This is a genomic window from Erwinia piriflorinigrans CFBP 5888 (genome assembly GCF_001050515.1).
In the GTDB taxonomy this organism is placed as follows: domain Bacteria; phylum Pseudomonadota; class Gammaproteobacteria; order Enterobacterales; family Enterobacteriaceae; genus Erwinia; species Erwinia piriflorinigrans.
In genome coordinates, this window is sequence record NZ_CAHS01000017.1 from 208154 (window position 1) to 229416 (window position 21263).

Consider the following 21263-nt stretch of genomic DNA (forward strand, 5'->3'; position numbering starts at 1 on the left):
CTACCCTTTCTGCTTACTGGCCGGGCTGATAAACCCTTCCAGTACGATCAGCGCAGCACCGATACAGATGCCGCAGTCGGCAATGTTAAACGTGGCAAAGTGCCAGTCACCGATATAAAAATCGATGAAGTCTACGACAAAGCCATGATATGCCCGATCGAACAGGTTACCCAACGCGCCGCCTACAATCAGCGCATAGGCGATATTGTTCAATTTGTCACTGGCTTTGCTGCGATACATCATCACCAGTAGCACCACGACAATAGCGACAGCAATACCGGCGAAGAACCAGCGCTGCCAGCCGCCTTTATCGGCGAGGAAACTGAACGCCGCGCCGTAGTTGTGGGCGTAAAAGAGATTAAAGAACGGTATCACCGACATCGACTCGTGCAGCATCAGATTATTCATAATCCACTGCTTGCTGGCGAAATCAATGGCGATCACCACCAGCACCAGCCATAGCCAGCGCAATCCGGTTGAGAGAACGGGTTGACTCATCATGCAAACTTACGCTCTTCACCACTACCGGCGACGTTCGTCACGCAGCGACCGCACATTTCAGCGTGTTCGGCATTCTGACCAATATCGCTGGTGTAGTGCCAGCAGCGCGGACACTTCTCACCTTCTGCTTTACGCAGGGCAATTTTCAGGCCTTTCACCGTTTCACTCTGTTGAGCATCGTCGGGAGCCTGGGCATAATCCGCCACTTCAGCACCCGAGGTCAGCAGCACAAAGCGCAACTCTTCGCCGAGGCTGGTCAGTTTTTCCGCCAGTTGCGCATCGGCATACAGCGTCACGCTGGCTTCCAGCGAACCGCCCACGCGCTTGTCAGCACGCGCCTGCTCGATAACCTTGTTGACTTCACCACGCACTTTCAGCAGTTCAGCCCAGTAGGCATCGTTCATCGGCTGGTTATCCTCCAGGCTGAATAAGCCGTCAAACCACTCTTCGGTAAACACATACTGCGCACGCTTGCCTGGCAGGTAGCCCCAGATTTCATCAGCGGTGAAGGACATGATCGGTGCCATCCAGCGCACCAGCGCTTCAGCAATGTACCACAGCGCGGTCTGGCAGCTGCGACGTGCCAGGCCATCGGCTTTCGCGGTGTACTGGCGGTCTTTGATGATATCCAGATAGAAGGAGCCCATCTCAACCGAGCAGAATTGCATCAGGCGCTGTACCACTTCATGGAAGTCGTAGGCTTCATATGAAGCGACGATATCATTTTGAGCTGCCAGCGCACGTCCAACCGCCCAGCGGTCAACCACCACCATCTCTTCCGGTTTAACCTTGTCGGTTTCAGGATTGAAGCCAGCGAGGTTGGCCAGCAGGAAACGCGCGGTGTTGCGGATGCGGCGATAGCTGTCGGCGGAGCGTTTAAGGATTTCGTCAGAAACGGCGATTTCACCCGAATAATCGGTCGACGCCACCCACAGGCGCAGAATATCGGCACCCAGTTTGTTCATCACATCCTGCGGGCTGATGGTATTGCCCAGCGATTTTGACATCTTGCGGCCCTGACCATCGACGGTGAAGCCGTGAGTCAGTACCTGGCGGTATGGCGCTTTACCTTTCATCGCCGTCGAAATCATCAACGACGACATAAACCAGCCGCGATGCTGGTCAGAACCTTCCAGATACAAATCCGGCGCGTTGCCGCCAAATTCAGGACGCGCATCAACCACTGAATAGCTGGTTGAACCCGAGTCGAACCACACGTCCAGCGTATCCGGCACCTTGATGTAGTTATCGGCATCCGCGCCCATCAGATCGCGGGCATCGAGATCCCACCACGCCTGAATGCCGTCCTGCTCTACGCGCTGGGCCACTTTTTCCATCAGTTCCAGTGAATCCGGGTGCAGCTGCTCGGTATCTTTATGCACGAACAACGCCATCGGCACACCCCAGGTGCGCTGGCGCGAGATGCACCAGTCAGGGCGGTTGGCCACCATCGATTCAATACGCGCCTGGCCCCAGTCCGGGATCCACTGCACGCCTTTAATCTCCTTCAGCGACTGCGCACGCAGCCCCTTCTGGTCCATGCTGATAAACCACTGTGGCGTCGCACGGAAGATAATCGGAGTTTTATGACGCCAGCAGTGCGGGTAGCTGTGAAGCAGTTTTTCAACATGCAGCAGCGCGCCCTTTTCACGCAGCAGTTCAACGATCGGCTCGTTGGCTTTAAACACGTTTACGCCGTCCAGCGTTGGGTAAGTCCCCGGCAGATAGCAGCCGTCTGGCCCCACCGGATTGGCAATTTCAATGCCGTATTTCTGCCCGATCACATAGTCGTCCGGGCCGTGGCCAGGGGCGGTATGAACCGCACCTGTACCGGCCTCCAGCGTCACATGCTCACCAAGAACCACCGGAGAGACGTGAGCTAAGAACGGATGCTGGAAGCCCATCAGTTCCAGTGCCGCGCCCTGTACGTTGCCCAGCACGGTCCATTGCGTCACGCCAACGCGCTTCATCACGCTGTCGACCATATCTTTAGCGAGGATCAGCGCACGGCCATCGATCTGCACCAGCTGATAGTCAAATTCAGGATGCAGTGAGATCGCCCGGTTGGCCGGCATGGTCCACGGCGTGGTGGTCCAGATCACCAGTGAAATCGGGCCATCGACGTGGGCCGCGCCAAATTTAGCCTGTACCGCGTCTTTATCTACGGCATCAAACATCACATCAATAGAAGGAGAGGTTTTGTCGTAATATTCAACCTCCGCTTCCGCCAACGCAGAGCGGCAGTCCAGGCACCAGTGAACCGGCTTGGCGCCTTTATGCAGATGCCCATTGCCGATGATTTTGCCCAGTGCACGGATGATGTTCGCTTCGGTTTTGAAGTCCATCGTCAGGTAAGGGCGATCCCAGTCACCCAGCACGCCCAGACGGATAAAGTCCGCTTTCTGCCCTTCCACCTGTTCGGCGGCGTATTGACGACAGGCCGCACGGAATTCCGCCGCGCTGACTTTATCGCCCGGCTTACCGATAGTCTGTTCTACTTTGTGCTCAATAGGCAGACCGTGGCAGTCCCAGCCCGGGACATAAGGCGAGTCATAGCCCGCCATGCCTTTCGACTTAACAATAATATCTTTCAGAATCTTGTTAACAGAGTGACCAATATGAATGCTGCCGTTAGCGTAAGGAGGGCCATCGTGCAGAATAAAGGTTTTTTTCCCTTTTTTGGCGTCGCGGATGATGCTGTACAGCTTGTCATCATACCAACGTTGCAGCATACCCGGTTCGCGTTTGGCCAGATCGCCACGCATGGGGAACCCCGTTTCCGGCAAATTCAGGGTAGATTTATAGTCACTCATCAGATTCTCGGTTCCGTATGTCGGTTCTGTTTAAACTTAAACCGATGTTTGCTGCCCGAAATAGCCTCGGGCAGTCACAACATCGTTAGCAATTTGTTCTTTCAGTGCGTCGAGCGAGGCAAAACGCTGCTCATTGCGTATCTTATCCAGCAATACCACTTCAATATGACGCCCGTAAAGGTCAATGGTGACGTCCAGCAGATGCACTTCCAGCTGTTGACGTAGCCCGGCAACGGTAGGTCGCGTGCCAATATTGGCCACGCCGGGCAGCGCCCGCTCACCCAGCCCCAGCACGTTCACGGCATAAACCCCTTTTACCGGGGAGACGGTACGCCGAAGCGGTAGGTTAGCCGTCGGGAAACCGATGGTGCGGCCGAGCGCATCACCATGCACCACCCGACCAGAAATACTGAATGGACGCCCCAGCAGCGTTTGCGCCAGCGACAGATTGTCTTCTGCCAGCGCCCGGCGTACCGACGTGCTGCTGATGCGTTTTCCGCTGTCGCAAAACGTCTCGGTGCTGCTGACATCAAAGCCATATTCAACGCCAGCTTTCTGTAATAACAGGAAATCGCCCTGACGACCAGCGCCAAAACGAAAATCATCCCCCACCGCCAGCAGCTGCACGCCGAGCTTATTCACCAGCAGATCGCTGATAAAACTTTGCGCACTGTAAGCGGCAAAATGGCGGTCGAAGCTCACACAGAGTACCGCATCCACACCGGCTTGTTGCAGATAGCGCAGTTTTTCGCGCAGCCTCGTCAACCGGGCGGGCGCGTTTTCGGCGGCGAACAGTTCCAGCGGCTGAGGCTCAAACAGCATGACCATCACCGGCAAATGGCGTTGACGCCCCTCTGCGCACAGCTGTGCCAGTAGTGCCTGGTGCCCACGATGTACGCCATCGAAGTTGCCAATGGTGAGTACGCAGCCACGATGCTGCTCTCTAAGGTTATGTATGCCGCGTATCAACTTCATAACTGGCTCAAATTTGTGGAAATCGGCGGATTATACCTTGTACAGCCCGGAAGGTTAACCCACGAATACCGGCTTTGGTGCTTTCTTCCTGGCATTTCGTTCTGTATGGTGCTCTTCCAGCGCGGGATGATATTTTTCTTGTGATTAAGCTGTATTAGCCGGGACGAAGCTGATAGAATCTTGCGCCATCGAAACGTAACCAAGTGCCTTTGCTTCACCGGCGCTTATTTGCACAAATCCATTGACAACCGAAGGCGAAAAGGGCATATTCCTCGGCCTTTGAATGTCCTCATAGAACTATTTGGGAGTTGGACCTTGGCTAATATCAAATCAGCTAAGAAACGCGCCGTAACGTCTGAGAAGCGTCGTAAGCATAACGCTAGCCGTCGTTCAATGATGCGTACTTTTATCAAGAAAGTATACACAGCTATCGCTACTGGCGATAAAGCGGCTGCGCAGAACGCATTTAACGAAATGCAACCACTTGTGGACCGTCAGGCTGCTAAAGGCCTGATCCACAAAAACAAAGCTGCACGTCATAAAGCAAACTTGACTGCACAGATTAGCAAAATGGCTTAATGCCTGCTTGTTAGTCGAGCTTTGATAAAGAAACCGCCTATCCGGCGGTTTTTTTATTTTTGGGGTATATAAACGTTTGCTGCGCGGCGGTGATGCGGCGTTAAAAAGCGCCTCAAAATGCTCACTTACTTCAGTAAGCTGCGCTTTTTCGTTACTTTTTGCCTTGCCTCACCTTTGCTCGCTACACTCTGTTCGGTGGAAAAAGAGCACTTCAAATACTCACCTACTGCGGCAAGCTGCGCTTTTTCGTTACCTTTTGCCTTGCCTCACCTTTGCTCGCTGCCGTCCATACAATATGGAAAAATCGGTTATACCAGCCAAAACTCGCAGAGCGGGCTACCTCGTCCAACCGTGCAGCCCACCCCGTGCCCTATCTCAGCTTGACTCGCAGCAACGCATAGCCGACCAGCGCGGAGATAATCGAGCCGCTCAGAATGCCGAGCTTAGCCAGCGTCACCAGCTCTTCATGCGCGCCGTCAAACGCCAGAGACGCGATAAATATTGACATGGTAAATCCAATACCGCAGAGCACGCCTACCGCTGCAATATCAATGATGCGGGTATTTTCGGGCAACGCCGCAATTTTCAACTTCACCGCCAGCCAGCAAATCAGGGTGATCCCCAGCGGTTTACCGATAAATAGCCCCAGCATAATCCCCAGCGGTACGGCAGAGAACAGGCCGTTCAAAGAGACTCCGCTCAGGGAAATCCCGGCATTAGCGAATGCAAACAGCGGCAGGATCAGCCAGCTGACCCAGGCATGCAGGCCGTGCGCCAACTCTATTGCTGGCGAGTGACCTTCGTGTTTTTTCAGTGGAATAAACAGGCCAACAATCACCCCGGCCAGCGTGGCATGTACGCCAGATTTGAGTACCGCGACCCACAGCACCATTCCTACAGCCAGATAAACTGAGGTTTTACGCACGCCACACGCATTCAGCACGGCCAAAACCGCAATGGAGGCTGCGGCCACCGCCAGCGAAACCAGTGAAAGATCGCTGGTATAGAAGAAGGCAATAATGACGATCGCACCGAGGTCATCTATCACCGCCAGCGCCATCAGGAACATTTTCAGCGCGGCGGGTACACGGCTTCCCAGCAGGGCAAGGATCCCCAGGGCAAACGCAATATCGGTGGCAGTCGGAATGGCCCAACCGTGGATCGCCTGCGCGTCCTGGTGATTGAATGCGGCATAAATTAACCCCGGTGCCAGCATGCCGCCCAGGGCGGCAATCAGCGGGAACATCGCCCGCTCCCTTCCCTTCAGTGAACCCATCATCAGTTCACGCTTCACTTCCAGGCCGATCATCAGGAAGAAGAGCGCCATCAGCGCATCATTAATCCATAAAAGCAGATCTTTATTGATATCCAGTGCGCCAAAACGGAACTGCACCGGCAGGGTGAGCATCGACTGATAGGCATGCCGGGTGCTGTCGTTATTGGCAAGAAACATGGCAAACGCTGCGGCGACGATCAGTACCACGCCGCCGGTGGCATCATTTTTTAACAGTTTTTTTAGAAACAGGTTCATTACAGACTCCGCTGATTACCCTGGTGATATTGTCCAGATTGCGAACAGCATACGTGTTTAGTCTGTTGGAAAAAAACAGTTTATTTCCAGTGGTGCAGAGATATTCAGAATGGGTTTAAATCAGGGAAGGAGAGACAGAGTCAGGTAACACGAAGCAGGATACAGGTCGGGTTAAAAAGCCGCCTGAGGCGGCTTAGAGACTGTCGCAGAGTTACAGGGAGCAGTACACGCGCGCTTCACGCGGGGTATAGATACCGAAAGTGACTACGCTTAGGAAGCCATTGAAGAAAGTCTGCTGAACTTCAACGCGTTCCACTTTGGCAGCACCACCGCAAATTGCCGCTGCGTCTAACGTTTTCTTCTGGCCGATGCCATACACGAAGAAGTGGTGAGTGGTCACCTGCTTAGGCGCTGCCACCTGATTGTGCTTCATTTGAAAAGTCTGCTGTGCACAGCCGGATAAAAGAACGGCTAAAGTCGTTGCTACCAAAATTTTTTTCATCAAACCCAAGTCCATTAGATAAATTGAAGCGAAATATAATAACAAAATGATTCCAGACGCAACCATTAGTAACAGCATTATTAATTTACTGATACAAAAAGGGGAATTTTGGGTAAGACAGAATAAAAACCGAAAAAAATTGAGGATGACAGAGGTTAGAACCGGTGCGACTCCCTGCCGTGGCAGGGAGTCGCACCGGTATCATTAGCGGGTCAAATCGTCAAAGAACTTCTTCACGCCATCAAAGAACGTTTTAGAACGCGGGCTGTTTTTTTCCCCGGACGGGCCACCAAAGCTCTCATCCAGCTCACGCAGCAGCGTCTTTTGTTTCTCACTCAGGCTGACAGGCGTTTCGACCACTACGCGGCACAGCAGATCGCCCTGCGCACCACCACGTACCGACTTCACACCTTTGCCACGCATGCGGAATAGCTTGCCGGTCTGCGTCTCTGCTGGCACCTTCAGATTGACGCGGCCATCCAGCGTTGGAACTTCAATCTCGCCACCCAGCGCGGCCATCACAAAGTTGATTGGCACTTCGCAGTAGAGATTGTTCTCCTCACGCTCAAAGATGTGGTGCTTACGTACCTGAACCTGCACATACAGATCGCCAGCCGGAGCGCCCTGCTCACCGGCTTCACCTTCACCGTTAAGCCGGATACGATCGCCGGTGTCAACGCCAGCCGGGATTTTCACCGACAGGGTTTTCGACTTCTCTACCCGGCCATGCCCATGACAGGCATTGCACGGATCTTTAATCACTGAGCCGCGTCCGTGACAGGTAGGACACGCCTGCTGCACGGTAAAGAAGCCCTGACGCATCTGCACCTGGCCTGCACCATGACAGGTTGAACAGGTTTGCGGTTTAGTCCCCGCTTTTGCGCCGCTGCCGTGGCAAACACCACACTCTTCCAGCGTAGGGATACGGATCTCTTTGGACACGCCGCGTACCGCTTCTTCCAGCGACAGCTCCATGTTGTAGCGCAAATCAGCACCGCGAGCGGCGCGCTGTTGACGGCGGCCTCCACCAAAAATATCGCCGAATACGTCGCCAAAGATATCGCTGAAGTCAGCACCGCCGCCACCAAATCCGCCGTGACCGCCGCCGCCCATTCCACCCTGTTCAAAGGCCGCATGACCGTACTGATCGTAGGCCGCTCTTTTCTGGCCATCGGTCAGGATCTCATAGGCTTCTTTAATCTCTTTGAATTTGCCTTCAGATTCTTTATCGCCCTGATTGCGGTCAGGATGGAACTTCATTGCCAGACGCTTGTAGGCCTTTTTGATTTCTCGCTCATCCGCCGACTTGGCAACGCCTAAAATCTCGTAATAGTCTCTCTTCGCCATTGTGATTGGTCCTGCCCTTAACATGCGTGCACGGGCGTGGATAAAATCCTACGCCCGTGCTGGTTAATTCCGGTAGCCTGTGCTGGGCTACCGTGCCCGCTCAAGGGCGCTTATTTTTTGCTGTCTTTCACTTCTTCGAATTCAGCGTCGACAACATCATCATCTTTTTTCGCGCTTTCGGAAGCATCAGCGGCACCGCCAGCGGCCTGCTGCTGCTGAGCAAATTCCATCAGCTTAGCGGAGACTTCCATCAGAGCCTGAATCTTGGCTTCGATTTCCGCTTTGTCTTCACCTTTCAGAGCGGTGTTCAGCTCGGCAAGGGCCGCTTCAATTGGCGCTTTGTCTTCTGCTGGCAGTTTATCGCCCGCTTCATCCAGCTGCTTACGCGTGCTGTGCGCAGCCTGGTCGCCCTGGTTACGCGTCTGCACCAGCTCTTCAAACTTGCGGTCAGACTCGGCGTTGGCTTCGGCATCGCGCACCATTTTTTCGATCTCTTCGTCATTCAGACCGGAAGAGGCCTTGATGGTGATCTTCTGCTCTTTACCGCTGTTTTTGTCTTTAGCGGAAACGTGCAGGATACCATCCGCATCGATATCGAAGGTCACTTCAATCTGTGGCATACCGCGTGGCGCGCCCTGGATACCATCAAGGTTGAACTGCCCCAAAGATTTGTTATCCGCAGCACGTTTACGCTCACCCTGCACCACATGGATGGTCACCGCAGACTGGTTATCTTCCGCAGTAGAGAACACCTGGCTGTGCTTGGTTGGGATCGTGGTGTTTTTGGAAATCAGCGATGTCATCACGCCGCCCATGGTTTCGATGCCCAGCGACAGCGGGGTCACGTCCAGCAGCAGAACGTCTTTCACTTCACCTGCCAGTACGCCGCCCTGAACCGCAGCGCCAACGGCAACCGCTTCGTCCGGGTTAACGTCTTTACGTGGCTCTTTACCGAAGAACTCAGCCACTTTCGCCTGCACCATTGGCATACGCGTCTGACCACCGACAAGGATAACGTCGTTGATATCAGATACGGACAGACCCGCATCCTGCAAAGCCACTTTCAGCGGATCGATAGAACGCGTAACCAAATCTTCAACCAGCGATTCCAGTTTGGCACGGGTCACTTTGATGTTCAGGTGCTTAGGACCGGTGGCATCCGCCGTGATGTACGGCAGGTTAACATCGGTCTGCTGCGCTGAAGACAGCTCAATTTTGGCTTTCTCTGCGGCTTCTTTCAGGCGCTGCATGGCCAGCGGATCGTTGTGCAGATCGATACCCTGGTCTTTCTTAAACTCGGCCACAAGGTAGTTAATCATGCGGCTGTCGAAGTCTTCACCACCCAGGTGGGTATCACCATTGGTTGCCAGAACTTCAAAGGTTTTTTCGCCGTCAACTTCATCGATTTCGATGATGGAGATATCGAACGTACCACCGCCCAGGTCATATACCGCGATGGTGCGGTTGCCCTGGCCTTTGTCCAGACCGTAAGCCAGTGCGGCTGCCGTTGGTTCGTTGATGATACGTTTTACATCCAGACCCGCGATACGGCCGGCGTCTTTGGTTGCCTGACGCTGCGCATCGTTAAAGTAGGCGGGTACGGTGATAACCGCTTCGGTCACCGCTTCACCAAGATAATCTTCGGCAGTTTTCTTCATCTTTTTCAGCACTTCGGCTGAAATCTGTGGCGGAGCCACACGCTGGCCTTTCACATCTAACCAGGCATCGCCATTGTCAGCGCCAACGATTTTGAATGGCATGATTTTGATATCACGCTGAACTTCTTCGTCCTGGAAGCGACGGCCGATCAGGCGCTTGATCGCAAACAGGGTATTCTGCGGGTTGGTAACGGCCTGACGTTTAGCAGGCTGACCGACAAGGGTTTCACCATCTTGGGTGTAAGCAATGATCGAAGGCGTGGTACGATCGCCTTCTGCGTTTTCCAGCACGCGCGCCTTGCCGCCATCCATGATGGCAACACATGAGTTGGTTGTACCCAGGTCAATACCAATAATCTTACCCATCTAAACATCTCCCACTTAAAATTTGTATCAATCAGGTTATGAACCATTAAATGTGGGCATCTTTTACAGTTTCAACTGCTCGCCCTACGTTTTTTTTCCAGGTTCTTACTCTTGGATGCCAGATAAGATGGGGCCGGGTAGCTCGGCATCAAGGGGCGGGGTAAAAAAATTTTCACTTCCCGGCAAAATCATCGGCTTCCCAATCCTGTCAGACTGATGCCACGCCGGGCTGCCATCGTTATGCACGGGCTATTGCCCGGCAATCCACTGAGTCCAGATTAGACGGGATCGACTCCTCATCCTTTTTATCAAACCCGTATTTTAAGGATTATCTTATAAAGAACCTCCACAAGCATAAATGATGTCAAGCCAATATCAGTTCATTTATTGTGTACACATGATGAAACATTGATGGCATATATGAGGTACGAAATGACGGCATCACGAGGCTGGTCAAAAGAGCTGGAAGGACTGAGAGGAATAGCCTCTTTGTGGGTTTTACTGGGGCATATTAGTTTGCTGGTCAACTTCCATATAAAGCTCATCTCTTCGCCTGGGATTGGTGTTGACCTGTTTATTCTTCTTTCTGGCTATCTGATGGCGAAAAATTATATCGAGCGCAAAGATAGAGAGCCGTGGAATGAGGCGGAAACAATAAGAAAGTTCTGGATTCGTCGCTTTTTCCGCATCGCCCCGCTTTATTATACGTTATTAGCGGTAGCTATCTGCTTTGGCCCGTGGCTTGGTGAAATGCGAGACGTTATCTCACTCTATTCCCCAGGTTCAGCGACTGAAGCATCGCGATATTCAGATCAGTCTTTATCTAATATTTTTACTCACGTCACCTTTATCTTCGGACTGTTACCTGAATACGGTTTTAACACCGCTCTTCCCGACTGGAGCATTGGTCTGGAGATGCAGTTCTATATGCTATTCCCCTTTATCATGCTGATAGCAGGCCGTTTCGGCTATGCCCGTAGCCTGCTGGCTATCATGTTGCTGTGCATCATTGGGAAGTTTGTTTTCCGCGACTATTATGAAGCGTTTAAAATGCCCTCGTTGATATTAATCAAACTTAATATCTTCCTTTCCGGCATGCTGCTCGCTGAAGCCGTGCGTAGAAAATCCATGCTGTACATTTTACTTGCCCTTGCAGGCCCGGTTGCCAGCGTATTTATCGCCGCTGAAGTGATGAAGCTACAAATAGTGATGGAAGTCCTGATGATATTATTTATGGCGCTCATTCTTTGGCAGCATTCTAAAGGCAGTAAAATGGAATCACTCATTTTCTGGCCACGGAAAGTGCTGAATAATCGTTTTAGTGCCTGGTTGGGCGATGTGTCTTATTCGGTGTATTTGCTTCATCTGCTAATTGTTATTCCGGCAATCGCCCTGCTGCTTACTCATTGGAACTTGAATGAACACAGCCCTGTGATACGTTTCTCCATCGTTGCTGCTGTTGTTATTCCGCCCATTTATCTGTTATCTACCGTGCTTTATCATTTCATTGAGAAAAGTGGAATTCGCCTCGGAAAATCTATTCTGTCCACACGAAATTCCCAGGTCGAAACATCTAAAACCTGACGCTAATAAACGCCTGACAACAAACAGGCAATATAAAATACTGCTCTGCTGAACAGCCCCAAATACGTTAAGGGGCTGTTCAGCCCAATCGGTTTTTTACCGCATGAGAAGGTGATTCAGGCTGAACCTTCAGCTGTTTGTCTCGCGACGAGCGCTTTTCGGGCGAAATGCGACCACTGTCTGCGGGTTGGTCTCGATATAAGGCCCTTCCAGCAGCTGAATGCAGTAAGGCACGCTGGCAAATATTCCCGACACCTGGCTGTTACCCTCCCCATCCTTCAGACCTTCCAGCGTCTCTCTGATCGACTTTGGCTGTCCCGGTAGATTAATCACCAGCGACTGCTTACGTATCACCGCCACCTGGCGTGACAGGATCGCGGTAGGGACAAAGTTAAGGCTGATTTGGCGCATCTGTTCGCCGAAACCGGGCATTTCACGGTCGGCAACGGCCAGCGTGGCATCCGGGGTCACATCGCGCCGCGCCGGGCCGGTTCCGCCGGTAGTCAGAACCAGATGGCAGAAGCGCTCATCCACCAGTTCGCAGATCGCCTGCTCAATCATCGGCTGCTCGTCGGGAACCAGTCGTTTTTCTGTTTCAAATGGCGATAGCAGCGCCTGCCCGAGCCACTCTTCCAGCAGCGGCAAGCCCTGATCCTGATAAATACCATTAGCGGCACGATCGGACACGGAAATCAGTCCTATACGTAATGTGTTCATATGCTCTTCGCTGTGTACAAAAAAGGAATGGAGGAAGGATAAACCATAGTCAAACAGGATGTATAGCGGGGGCGTGTTGTCGCGCCTTCTCCGGTCACTTTCAAAAAGTGACCGGAGTCAGCACGCGCGGGCGGTGCCGCTTATGCTTCAGGAATGCAGGAGATCACAGTAAATCAGCAATCATCTTATCCAGCTTGCCCTGATCAACCGCAAAGTTACGGATGCCTTCAGCCAGTTTCTGTACCGCCATCGGGTCCTGATTATGCTGCCACAGGAATTCAGACTCGGTCATTTTTGCCGGACGCGCTTTCACTTCGCCGCTGTAAGAGAGCTTACGCGCAATGCTGCCTTCGGTTTCAGCCAGCTCTTTCAGCAGAGCCGGGGAAATAGTCAGGCGGTCACAGCCAGCCAGTTCGATAATCTCATCGACATTACGGAAACTGGCTCCCATCACCACGGTCTCATAGCCGTGCTGCTTGTAGTACTGGTAGATTTCACTGACGGAAATGACGCCAGGATCTTCATTGCCCGCGTACTCTTTCTTATCGGTATTGGCTTTGTACCAGTCAAGAATGCGGCCGACAAACGGAGAGATCAGGAAAACGCCCGCTTCGGCACAGGCGCGAGCCTGAGCAAAGGAGAACAGCAGCGTCAGGTTACAGTTGATGCCTTCTTTTTCCAGCTGTTCAGCGGCGCGAATGCCCTGCCAGGTGGAAGCCAGCTTGATCAGGATACGGTCGTTGCTGATGCCAGCATCGTTATACAATTTGATCAGGCTGCGTGCTTTGGCAATGCTGCCCTCGGTATCGTAAGACAGACGGGCATCAACTTCTGTTGAGATACGGCCAGGAACCAGTTTCAGAATCTCCAGACCGATGTTGACGGCCAGACGGTCAGCGGCATAAGAAACCTGCTCGTCTTTGTTACTGCTCTGATCGCGCGCCCACGCCACGGAGGCGTCGATCAGCTTACGGTATTCAGGGATCTGTGCTGCGCTCAGGATCAGAGAAGGATTGGTGGTGGCGTCCTGGGGCTTATAGAGTTTCATCGCCGCAATGTCGCCGGTATCAGCAACAACGGTAGTGACTTGACGCAGGGAAGATAATTTGTCCGTCATGGTTGTCATTCTCATCAAGGTTGGTAGTCGGGGTGTTGAAAATGTCTGTTCCGGATGATAGCACGCGCACCCTGCCATGCAAGCGGCGCCGTTTCCGGTAACACGGCAGGCTAAATTTGCCGCACGAATGCGCTCTTACAGGGCACCTCAGCCTTTATTGCCCGCCGATGGCAGTGATTAGTCACTCTCTGGCGCTTTTTTGTTACAGTAAGCGCTGGAGAATTCTCTGCATAATAAGCGCTTAAACGATAAAAGGACGCGAGCATGTTAATGGTAATTTCCCCGGCCAAAACGCTGGATTTTGCAAGCCCGTTGGCAACCGAACGCTTCACTCAACCGGGACTACTGGCAGAGTCACAAAAGCTGATTAACGTGGCGCGTACCCTCTCTCCCGCTGACATCGCTTCCCTGATGCATATCAGCGATAAGTTGGCCGTGCTCAATGCCGAACGTTTTAACGACTGGCAGCCGGACTTCACACCGGACAATGCGCGTCAGGCGATCCTCGCCTTTAAAGGCGATGTGTATACCGGCTTGCAGGCCGAAACCTTCAGCGAGGATGATTTCACTTTCGCCCAGCAGCATCTGCGCATGCTGTCCGGTTTGTACGGGCTGCTGCGCCCGCTAGATTTGATGCAGGCCTATCGTCTGGAAATGGGGATTAAGCTGGCAAACCCGGCGGGTAAAGATCTCTACAGCTTCTGGGGCGATAAGCTGACCACGGCCCTGAATGAGGCGCTGGCGCAACAGGGCGATAACCTGCTGATTAACCTCGCCTCTGACGAATACTTCAGGTCGATTAAGCCGAAGCAGCTCAAGGGGGATATCATCAAACCGGTGTTCCTTGATGAGAAAAACGGCAAATTTAAGGTTATCAGCTTCTATGCTAAAAAAGCGCGTGGCCTGATGTGCCGCTATATTATTCAGCATCGGCTGACCAAAGTGGAACAGTTGAAAAAGTTTGACGTTGACGGCTATGTCTTTGACGCAGAGGCCGGAGCGGATAATGAGCTGGTATTTAAGCGGCGTGAAATGGCGTAATAACCCAGCAGGGCTGGCCTTTTACGGCAGCCAGCCCTGAAAAAACATTACTTCTTCAGCAGGAACGCACGCAGGTCGGCAAATTCCGCTTTCATGCTGTGTGACAGCAACGGCAGCTCAGCACGCTCGGCCAGTGCATCCGGCAGCGGCAACGTGCGTTGCAGGATCTCTTCCACGCTCTCTTTAAATTTCGCCGGGTGCGCGGTGCCAAGAAACAGACCAAACTCCCCTTCCTGTAAGCCATCGCGCAGCAGACGCCATGCGATAGCCGCATGTGGCTCGGAAAGGTAACCCAGATCGGCCAGCTCACGCATGGTAGCTTTGGTGGTCTCATCGTCCACTGCACCATAGCCGAGGTCCGTTAAGCGCCAGGTTTTACGGCGGAACAGCTCCTCAACGCGCGGCCAGTTATTCGGCTGACTGACGTCCATCGCGTTTGACAGGGTGGCCACGGTGGCGTTTGGCGTCCACTCGCCGTTGGCCAGGAAGCGCGGTACGGTGTCATTGGCGTTGGTGGCTGCGATAAAACGCTTCACCGGCAGGCCGAGAGACTTCGCCAGCAGGCCAGCCGTCAGATCGCCAAAGTTACCGCTGGGCACTGAAATCACCAGCTGATTGCGTTTTTCCTGTGGCAGCTGTGCCACGGCCTCAAAGTAATAGCAAATCTGCGCCAGCAGGCGGCTGATATTGATCGAGTTTGCCGAATTAAGGCCAATGGTTTTTTTCAGCTCTTCATCGTCAAACGCCCGTTTAACCAGTGCCTGGCAGGCATCGAAATCGCCGTCGATAGCGATGGTCTCAATATTGCCGCCGAGGGTACAGAACAGTTTTTCCTGTAGCGGGCTGATCTTGCCCTGTGGATAAAGGATCACCACGCGCACATTTTCCATGCCGTAGAAGGCATGGGCAACGGCGGCGCCGGTATCGCCGGAAGTGGCGGTCAGAATAGTGATCTTCTCGTCCGCGCCGCTGACATAAGAGAGCATCTGCGCCATAAAGCGGCCGCCAAAATCTTTAAACGCCAGCGTCGGGCCGTGGAACAGCTCCAGCGCGGCGATATCGTCAGAGACGTGCACCACCGGTGCCGGGAAGGTAAACGCCGTTTTCAGGCGTTCATTAAGCTGATGCGGGGGAATTTCATCACCGATAAACGCCGAAAGAATTTTGCTGCTACGGGTAACGAAATCCATTTCCAGCATGTCATCGATTTCGGTCAGTTCGAACTCGGGTAACTCCAGCGGGAAGAACAGGCCCTGCTGTTTGCCCAGCCCCTGCTTCACCGCCTGGGCGAAGCTCACCTGCTCGTTGTGATCCTTTAGATTATACAGTTTCATACGTTATCCCAGTTTACGTGCGCCTGCCGTGTCTAAACGGCAAATATGGACGAAGCCTTCATCATTTTGCAGATAGTGCTGGCTCAGCCAGTCTGCCATACGTTTTGCGGTATCCGGCTGATTACAAACGGCAAACAGCGTCGGCCCGGAGCCGGAAATACCGCAGGCCAGCGCGCCAATATCAGCCGCAGCCTGACGAGCCTGTGCAAAGCCCGGTAACAGTTTAGTGCGATAGGGTTCAGCAATCACATCCTGCATCAGTTTCGCGGCAAGCAGAGGCTGTTGCGTGTGGCAGGCGTGAATAAAGCCGCCGAGATAGCGACCGTGGCGAATAATCTCTTCTTTACGATACTGCGCAGGCAGGATGGCGCGCGCTTGTGCCGTCGATACCTTAATGCCCGGATAGGCCATCACCCACAGCCAGTCAGCAAAACCCGGCACCGGCTGGCTGATAATGTCGTTCTCTTCCAGCATCAGCTGCATGCCGCCGAGAAAACAGGGGGCCACATTGTCAAAGTGTACACTGCCGGAGACGCGCCCTTCCAGTTCACCCATCAATTTCAATAGCTCGTTATCATTCAACGGTTTATTGCAATATTCGTTCATCGCCATCAGCCCGGCAACCACCGAGCAGGCGCTGGAGCCGAGGCCAGAGCCAATCGGCATATTTTTTTCCAGCGTGATGGCCACCGGTATACGCTGACCTATCGCGGTGCAGAAACGATCCCAACACTGATAAACGATGTTGTCTTTCGGATCGGCAGGCAGCTTGCTGACGAAACGACCTTCGTTGCGCAGACTGAATTCAGCCGCCGCTTCCACGCTGACACAATCGCCCAACAGAGTGCCATCAACCGGCGACACCGCAGCCCCAAGCACGTCGAAACCCACGCTGACATTGCCAATTGAGGCAGGGGCATAAATTTTAACCATGATTAAACTCCCAACTTCCACGTCAGAGTACGTAACAGATCGGCAAACACGCCCGCCGCAGTGACATCATTACCGGCACCGTAACCACGCAGCACCAGCGGGATCGGCTGGTAATAACGGCTGTAGAACGCCAGCGCATTTTCACCATTTTTCACCTTGTACAGCGGATCGTTGCCGTCAACGGCAATGATTTTAACCTGACAAGCTCCGCCTTCCTCAATCGCGCCGACAAAGCGTAACACCTTACCGGCGTCACGGGCGCGGGCTGTCCTTGCGGCAAAACTGGCGTCCAGCTCCGGCAGACGTGCCATAAACTCTTCGACATCGGCAATGGCGGTGAACTCTTCCGGTAGCACCGCCTCAATCTCAATATCGCTCAGTTCCAGTTGATAACCCGCTTCGCGGGCGAGTATCAATAGCTTACGCGCCACGTCAGTACCGGAAAGGTCATCACGCGGGTCCGGCTCGGTAAAGCCCATTTCACGCGCCATGCGGGTGGCTTCTGACAGCGAAACGCCTTCATCCAGCTTACCGAAGATAAAGGATAATGAACCGGAAAGAATACCGGAGAAACTGATCAGTTCATCCCCGGCATTCAGCAGATTTTGCAGATTTTCAATCACCGGCAGCCCGGCACCCACGTTGGTATCGTACAGGAATTTGCGGCGCGATTTTGCCGCCGCTGCGCGCATCTGCTGATAGTAATTGTACGTGGAGGTGTTTGCCTTTTTATTCGGCGTGACCACATGGAAACCGTCGGCGAGGAAATCGGCGTACTGATCCGCCACCTGCTGGCTGGAAGTACAATCGACAATCACCGGATTAAGCAGGTGATACTCTTGCACCAGGTGATTCAGGCGGCCAAGGTCAAACGGTTCCTCGGCGGTTTTAAGCTGTTCCTGCCAGTTTTCCAGCGGGATGCCGTGAACGTTTGTCAGCAGCACCCGCGAGTTGGCAATACCACAGACACGCAGATCGATATGCTTATTTTTCAACCATTTTTGCTGGCGATGCAGCTGCTCAATCAGTGCTGCGCCCACGCCGCCCACGCCGATAACAAAGACTTCGATCACCTGATCGGTGGCGAACAGCATCTGATGCACCACGCGCACGCCGGTAATCGCCTGAGCGTTATCGACCACCACTGAGATGGAACGCTCGGATGATCCCTGGGCAATGGCGACGATATTGATATTGGCACGGGCCAGCGCCGAGAAAAACTTGGCCGAGATGCCGCGCAGGGTGCGCATACCGTCCCCGACGACCGAAATCACCGCCAGCTGCTCCATCACATCCAGAGGTTCCAGCAGGCCATCTTTTAATTCCAGATAGAACTCTTCTTCCAGCACCCGACGCGCACGCGCCAGATCGCTTTGCGATACGCAGAAGCTGATGCTGTATTCAGAGGAGGATTGAGTGATAAGCACCACTGAAACCCCGCTACGCGACATGGCAGCAAAGACACGTGCCGCCATGCCCACCATCCCCTTCATCCCCGGGCCGGATACGTTGAACATCGCCATATTGTTGAGATTGGTGATGCCTTTAACCGGGTTATCATCATCGCTGCCGTTACCGCCAATCAGCGTGCCCGGTGCCTGCGGATTGCCGGTATTTTTAATCAGACAAGGGATTTGGAACTGGGCGATGGGGGCGATCGTGCGCGGGTGAAGCACTTTAGCGCCGAAATAGGAGAGTTCCATCGCCTCCTGATAGGACATCGATTTGAGCAGCCGTGCATCCGGTACCTGACGCGGGTCACAGGTGTATACGCCGTCAACATCCGTCCAGATTTCGCAACAGTCGGCGCGCAGACAGGCGGCCAGCACCGCCGCAGAGTAATCAGAGCCGTTACGCCCCAGCACCACTAATTCTCCGCGTTCATTACCGGCGGTGAAGCCCGCCATCAGCACCATATCACCGGCCGGGATCTGCCGTGCAGCAATGCGGCGGGTGGACTCGGCAATATCAACGGTCGATTCCAGATAATGGCCAACGGCCAGCAGCTGTTCAACCGGGTTAATCACGCTAACGCCGTGGCCGCGCGCCTGTAACAGCCCTTCCATAATCGCGATGGAGAGCTTTTCACCCCGGCAGATCATCGCTGCATTGACGCTGTCCGGGCACTGCCCCAGCAAGGCAATACCGTGCAGAACCTGTTTCAGCTGGACGAATTCGTGATCGACGATGCTTTTCAGGCGCTCATAAGCAAAGCCTGGCTGCGCGTCTGCCAGACCCCGCAATAACTCCGCGAAGATACGCTCGGCGTCGCTGATATTGGCCGAAGCATCCTGGCCGCTAATGGTTTTTTCAATCATGGCGACAAGATGGTTGGTAATCTTTGCTGGCGCGGACAAGACGGTGGCAACCTGTCCCTGTTGTGCATTGCTTTCCAAAATATCCGCCACGCGCAGAAAACGTTCCGCATTGGCTACCGAGGTTCCACCGAATTTCAGCACTCGCATGTTTAAGCTCTCCTGAATTTTTGCCGAAAAAAAAGCCCGCACTGGTCGGTGCGGGCTTTTTTTAATTTATCCTGTATGCGTCAGCCCGCACCGTTACCTGTGGTAATGGTGGTGGTAATAATGATTGTGGTCATCAGGCTGTATTTACGCATTTTTAAATTTATCATCTGTCTGTCTAAATTCGTCTGCTTCCAGAATTAAAGCAAAGCACGGGCTAAGTCAATTTTTTTATCGGCAGGCTGGCGTAGTGCACCGCTTCATATCTGCGCGGGTTTTCCAGCGACTTGCAGGCGTTCCCGGCAAGCTGGGTCATATTGATAGTCAATCACACTGGCTATGCTTTGTGGAGCAGAACATTCATCTGCCCGTTTTTTCTGCGGCAGGCGGTGAACTGCTTACGTGATATCCCACCGGGTGAACTTTACTTTCATCCGCACGCCCACGAGTCGGGGTAGATTGTGCAACAGACGCCGAACCAATGTAGAAACATCCCGCCATTTTAATTGACTAAAGATTGTCCCCTGAACGGCCCCGACAAAAAACATATTTCAGATGTCATATAAATGTCTTTATCAGAACTGTCTTATTAACCCCGGCGGGATAAGTGAAACATCAACACTTCATTATTAAATTCATATTTATCAATAAGATGCTTTTTATTAAAAGCAGGTAACATTCCTTGTTAGCGCCCTATATTAACCCGCAATGTGGCAAGCCATTTAGCGAGTAAAATCAGTACTTCGGGAAGCATTTTTCACAAAACTGTTAACGTGCTACAATTGGATTGATACAGGTCAGCTAAGCGTGGTTATATCACGTATATAGTTGTAGCCCATATTGTTATGCTGTTGTTAATGCAGTTAAGATAGATGCCCCATTTGCACCAACGGGCATACAAGTACCATCTTGTTGACCGTGCGCACCTTGTTGACGGGAGCAGGATGGTTTTTCAGGAATATCATGCTGTACCGCTGTTGTCATATCCCGGCTCTTCACACCAGGTTTTGCCAGGATAACAGCCGTATGTCCTGTTTCGATTTTGTTGGCAATTTTAGGTAGCGAACACATGCAGACCCCGCACATACTTATCGTTGAAGACGAATTAGTCACTCGTAATACGCTCAAAAGTATTTTTGAAGCCGAAGGCTACATGGTTTATGAAGCTACGGATGGTGCTGAGATGCACCAGATTTTGACCGAGAACGACGTCAATCTGGTGATCATGGACATCAACCTGCCGGGTAAAAATGGCCTGTTGCTGGCACGTGAACTGCGTGAGCAGGCAAACGTGGCTCTGATGTTCCTGACGGGCCGTGATAACGAAGTTGATAAGATCCTCGGCCTGGAAATCGGTGCTGACGACTATATCACCAAACCTTTTAACCCACGCGAGCTCACTATTCGGGCACGCAACCTGCTATCGCGCACCATGAATCTGGCGGCCGTCAGTGACGAGCGTAAACTGGTTGAGAGTTATCGCTTTAACGGTTGGGAACTGGATATTAACAGTCGTTCCCTGGTCAGTCCGCAGGGCGATCACTACAAACTGCCACGTAGTGAATTTCGCGCCATGCTGCATTTCTGTGAGAATCCGGGCAAGATCCAGACGCGTGCCGATCTGTTAAAGAAAATGACCGGTCGTGAACTAAAACCACATGACCGTACCGTTGATGTGACCATTCGCCGCATCCGCAAGCATTTTGAATCAACCCCCGACACGCCGGAAATTATCGCCACGATCCACGGCGAAGGTTACCGTTTCTGTGGTGACCTACAGGACTAGTCTTTGTGGGGCGGACA

The 21263-nt window shown here is 53.0% G+C and carries 18 protein-coding genes and 1 other annotated feature; of the genes, 4 read left to right on the forward strand and 14 right to left on the reverse strand.

From position 1 onward, the window contains the following. The 3 genes from lspA to ribF are packed head-to-tail and all read right to left on the reverse strand — an operon-like array spanning position 1 to position 4289. Complete coding sequence (gene lspA, locus EPIR_RS14000; protein ID WP_023656105.1) at positions 1 to 501, reverse strand: signal peptidase II; 501 nt, start codon at positions 499 to 501, stop codon at positions 1 to 3. After that, the gene (gene ileS, locus EPIR_RS14005) at positions 498 to 3314 is read right to left on the reverse strand and encodes an isoleucine--tRNA ligase (RefSeq protein ID WP_023656106.1); all 2817 of its coding nucleotides are present in this window, start codon (positions 3312 to 3314) and stop codon (positions 498 to 500) included. Before ileS ends, lspA begins: the two co-directional genes overlap by 4 nt. 36 nt (positions 3315 to 3350) lie before the next feature. Continuing rightward, on the reverse strand, positions 3351 to 4289 hold the full coding sequence (ribF, locus tag EPIR_RS14010; protein WP_023656107.1) for a bifunctional riboflavin kinase/FAD synthetase: 939 nt from the start codon (positions 4287 to 4289) through the stop codon (positions 3351 to 3353). Between the two features lie 315 nt (positions 4290 to 4604). Between ribF and rpsT the strand changes: the two genes are divergently transcribed. Continuing rightward, on the forward strand, positions 4605 to 4868 hold the full coding sequence (rpsT, locus tag EPIR_RS14015; protein ID WP_023656108.1) for a 30S ribosomal protein S20: 264 nt from the start codon (positions 4605 to 4607) through the stop codon (positions 4866 to 4868). 370 nt (positions 4869 to 5238) lie between these two features. Here the strand turns inward: rpsT and nhaA are convergent, their stop codons facing one another. The 4 genes from nhaA to dnaK form a co-directional block, all read right to left on the reverse strand. After that, positions 5239 to 6399, reverse strand: coding sequence for a Na+/H+ antiporter NhaA (nhaA, locus tag EPIR_RS14020; protein ID WP_023656109.1), 1161 nt, complete (start codon positions 6397 to 6399; stop codon positions 5239 to 5241). 211 nt (positions 6400 to 6610) lie between these two features. Beyond that, the gene (locus EPIR_RS14025) at positions 6611 to 6901 is read right to left on the reverse strand and encodes a Bor family protein (RefSeq protein ID WP_048697714.1); all 291 of its coding nucleotides are present in this window, start codon (positions 6899 to 6901) and stop codon (positions 6611 to 6613) included. 204 nt (positions 6902 to 7105) lie between these two features. Further along, on the reverse strand, positions 7106 to 8248 hold the full coding sequence (dnaJ, locus tag EPIR_RS14030; RefSeq protein ID WP_023656111.1) for a molecular chaperone DnaJ: 1143 nt from the start codon (positions 8246 to 8248) through the stop codon (positions 7106 to 7108). A 110-nt stretch (positions 8249 to 8358) separates the two neighbouring features. Further along, positions 8359 to 10272, reverse strand: a complete 1914-nt coding sequence (dnaK, locus tag EPIR_RS14035; protein ID WP_023656112.1) for a molecular chaperone DnaK — start codon at positions 10270 to 10272, stop codon at positions 8359 to 8361. A 432-nt stretch (positions 10273 to 10704) separates the two neighbouring features. Here dnaK and EPIR_RS14040 point away from each other — a divergent pair, with 432 nt between their 5' ends. After that, positions 10705 to 11856, forward strand: a complete 1152-nt coding sequence (locus EPIR_RS14040; protein WP_023656114.1) for an acyltransferase family protein — start codon at positions 10705 to 10707, stop codon at positions 11854 to 11856. Between the two features lie 129 nt (positions 11857 to 11985). Here the strand turns inward: EPIR_RS14040 and mog are convergent, their stop codons facing one another. Both mog and tal read right to left on the reverse strand, forming a co-directional pair. Next, positions 11986 to 12573: a molybdopterin adenylyltransferase gene (mog, locus tag EPIR_RS14045; protein ID WP_023656115.1), complete on the reverse strand. Its 588-nt coding sequence runs from the start codon at positions 12571 to 12573 to the stop codon at positions 11986 to 11988. Positions 12574 to 12736: 163 nt separating this feature from the next. Then, positions 12737 to 13690: a transaldolase gene (gene tal / locus EPIR_RS14050; protein WP_048697686.1), complete on the reverse strand. Its 954-nt coding sequence runs from the start codon at positions 13688 to 13690 to the stop codon at positions 12737 to 12739. A 264-nt stretch (positions 13691 to 13954) separates the two neighbouring features. On the opposite strand from tal, the gene yaaA reads away from it, so the two are divergent. Beyond that, positions 13955 to 14731: a peroxide stress protein YaaA gene (gene yaaA, locus EPIR_RS14055; protein WP_023656117.1), complete on the forward strand. Its 777-nt coding sequence runs from the start codon at positions 13955 to 13957 to the stop codon at positions 14729 to 14731. Between the two features lie 47 nt (positions 14732 to 14778). Here the strand turns inward: yaaA and thrC are convergent, their stop codons facing one another. The 5 genes from thrC to EPIR_RS18770 all read right to left on the reverse strand — a co-directional run bounded on the left by thrC (position 14779) and on the right by EPIR_RS18770 (position 20531). Further along, positions 14779 to 16065: a threonine synthase gene (gene thrC, locus EPIR_RS14060; RefSeq protein ID WP_023656118.1), complete on the reverse strand. Its 1287-nt coding sequence runs from the start codon at positions 16063 to 16065 to the stop codon at positions 14779 to 14781. A gap of 3 nt (positions 16066 to 16068) precedes the next feature. After that, positions 16069 to 16998, reverse strand: a complete 930-nt coding sequence (gene thrB / locus EPIR_RS14065) for a homoserine kinase (RefSeq protein ID WP_023656119.1) — start codon at positions 16996 to 16998, stop codon at positions 16069 to 16071. Positions 16999 to 17000: 2 nt separating this feature from the next. Then, positions 17001 to 19463, reverse strand: a complete 2463-nt coding sequence (gene thrA / locus EPIR_RS14070) for a bifunctional aspartate kinase/homoserine dehydrogenase I (RefSeq protein WP_048697689.1) — start codon at positions 19461 to 19463, stop codon at positions 17001 to 17003. Positions 19464 to 19488: 25 nt separating this feature from the next. Further along, positions 19489 to 19608, reverse strand: a sequence feature (Thr leader region). After that, on the reverse strand, positions 19544 to 19630 hold the full coding sequence (thrL, locus tag EPIR_RS19305; protein ID WP_072066043.1) for a thr operon leader peptide: 87 nt from the start codon (positions 19628 to 19630) through the stop codon (positions 19544 to 19546). It overlaps the preceding feature by 65 nt. A 673-nt stretch (positions 19631 to 20303) precedes the next feature. After that, positions 20304 to 20531 carry a hypothetical protein gene (locus EPIR_RS18770; protein WP_157037533.1) on the reverse strand — a complete coding sequence of 76 codons (228 nt, stop codon included), beginning with the start codon at positions 20529 to 20531 and terminating at the stop codon, positions 20304 to 20306. Between EPIR_RS18770 and arcA the strand changes: the two genes are divergently transcribed. Continuing rightward, complete coding sequence (gene arcA, locus EPIR_RS14075) at positions 20530 to 21246, forward strand: two-component system response regulator ArcA (protein WP_023656123.1); 717 nt, start codon at positions 20530 to 20532, stop codon at positions 21244 to 21246. The genes EPIR_RS18770 and arcA overlap by 2 nt on opposite strands. Positions 21247 to 21263: the final 17 nt, after the last annotated feature.

Bases quoted from the DNA above. Each gene is read 5' to 3' on its own strand.
- ileS (WP_023656106.1), bottom strand. From the start codon at position 3,314: ATGAGTGACTATAAATCTACCCTGAATTTGCCGGAAACGGGGTTCCCC.
- EPIR_RS14025 (WP_048697714.1), bottom strand. From the start codon at position 6,901: ATGAAAAAAATTTTGGTAGCAACGACTTTAGCCGTTCTTTTATCCGGC.
- nhaA (WP_023656109.1), bottom strand. From the start codon at position 6,399: ATGAACCTGTTTCTAAAAAAACTGTTAAAAAATGATGCCACCGGCGGC.
- thrL (WP_072066043.1), bottom strand. From the start codon at position 19,630: ATGATAAATTTAAAAATGCGTAAATACAGCCTGATGACCACAATCATT.
- thrC (WP_023656118.1), bottom strand. From the start codon at position 16,065: ATGAAACTGTATAATCTAAAGGATCACAACGAGCAGGTGAGCTTCGCC.
- yaaA (WP_023656117.1), top strand. From the start codon at position 13,955: ATGTTAATGGTAATTTCCCCGGCCAAAACGCTGGATTTTGCAAGCCCG.
- lspA (WP_023656105.1), bottom strand. From the start codon at position 501: ATGATGAGTCAACCCGTTCTCTCAACCGGATTGCGCTGGCTATGGCTG.
- thrA (WP_048697689.1), bottom strand. From the start codon at position 19,463: ATGCGAGTGCTGAAATTCGGTGGAACCTCGGTAGCCAATGCGGAACGT.
- dnaJ (WP_023656111.1), bottom strand. From the start codon at position 8,248: ATGGCGAAGAGAGACTATTACGAGATTTTAGGCGTTGCCAAGTCGGCG.
- mog (WP_023656115.1), bottom strand. From the start codon at position 12,573: ATGAACACATTACGTATAGGACTGATTTCCGTGTCCGATCGTGCCGCT.
- thrB (WP_023656119.1), bottom strand. From the start codon at position 16,998: ATGGTTAAAATTTATGCCCCTGCCTCAATTGGCAATGTCAGCGTGGGT.
- EPIR_RS14040 (WP_023656114.1), top strand. From the start codon at position 10,705: ATGACGGCATCACGAGGCTGGTCAAAAGAGCTGGAAGGACTGAGAGGA.
- EPIR_RS18770 (WP_157037533.1), bottom strand. From the start codon at position 20,531: ATGTGTTCGCTACCTAAAATTGCCAACAAAATCGAAACAGGACATACG.
- ribF (WP_023656107.1), bottom strand. From the start codon at position 4,289: ATGAAGTTGATACGCGGCATACATAACCTTAGAGAGCAGCATCGTGGC.
- arcA (WP_023656123.1), top strand. From the start codon at position 20,530: ATGCAGACCCCGCACATACTTATCGTTGAAGACGAATTAGTCACTCGT.
- tal (WP_048697686.1), bottom strand. From the start codon at position 13,690: ATGACGGACAAATTATCTTCCCTGCGTCAAGTCACTACCGTTGTTGCT.
- dnaK (WP_023656112.1), bottom strand. From the start codon at position 10,272: ATGGGTAAGATTATTGGTATTGACCTGGGTACAACCAACTCATGTGTT.